Origin of the sequence: Staphylococcus cornubiensis (assembly GCF_900183575.1) — a bacterium.
GTDB lineage: Bacteria > Bacillota > Bacilli > Staphylococcales > Staphylococcaceae > Staphylococcus > Staphylococcus cornubiensis.
The window spans coordinates 1-740 of record NZ_FXUZ01000036.1; the positions used below are offsets into that span (position 1 = coordinate 1).

Annotated in this window: 1 protein-coding gene and 1 pseudogene; both read left to right on the forward strand. The window is 31.6% G+C overall.

Going from position 1 to position 740, the window contains the following annotated elements; all coding sequences use genetic code 11:
• The coding region (locus tag CCE82_RS12350) for a hypothetical protein (RefSeq protein ID WP_159454547.1) at positions 1-245 on the forward strand (245 nt) is incomplete at its 5' end.
• 214 nt (positions 246-459) lie between these two features.
• A pseudogene (locus CCE82_RS12355) lies at positions 460-740 on the forward strand (hypothetical protein); the annotation flags it as partial.

The window sequence follows — 740 nt, forward strand, 5'->3', positions numbered from 1 at the left end:
TGTTCCAATATTTTATGGATGATATGCAGCAAGTTGTAACATTGATAGACCGATACATTAATAAGACTGAACATTATAATGATATGAAAAATGGCTATATTAATGAATATAAATCATTTTATAATGCATATAATAATGAAATTGAAGTGACTAAAGCGCACGAAGATAACATCCCAATGGCAATGTTAATGAAACAATTTAAGAATCAACTGTTAAAAAGAAGGAATAACCGAAAAAAGCTCTAATTGAAGTTAAGTAGAAAATAAATAAATAATTGGTAAGCTCAATCCCTCATATAAAGGGATTGAGCTTATTTGCTTGGTGGAAATTTTTTTGAATTTTTTTGCCACTTCATCAACGACCTCTATTTAGTATTACGATTGTCTTGTCAAAACGTTTTGAACAAATTTTAAGTTGAAAGTGAGTGCGCCACTTTCAACCATAAAGGAGAAGATTTACATGGAGACAAGACACAAACTGATGTCGTTGACTCAGAGTAACAAAATACAGCAATGGTTAATGGACAAATCATCTAACCAAACTGATGTTCAACAATTGCAGCAACAATTCAGCCAGCAGTTAGATCAAAAATATAATGCACTTTTAGCTGATGAACAAGCTAAGTTAGACCAATACGTGGAAGTACATCAAGGATTGGAATCATTAAAGGAAGAGATTGAATCAGAACCTATTTCGCTTAATATCGATAAATTACCCGATATCAAAGCAACAATGCTTGA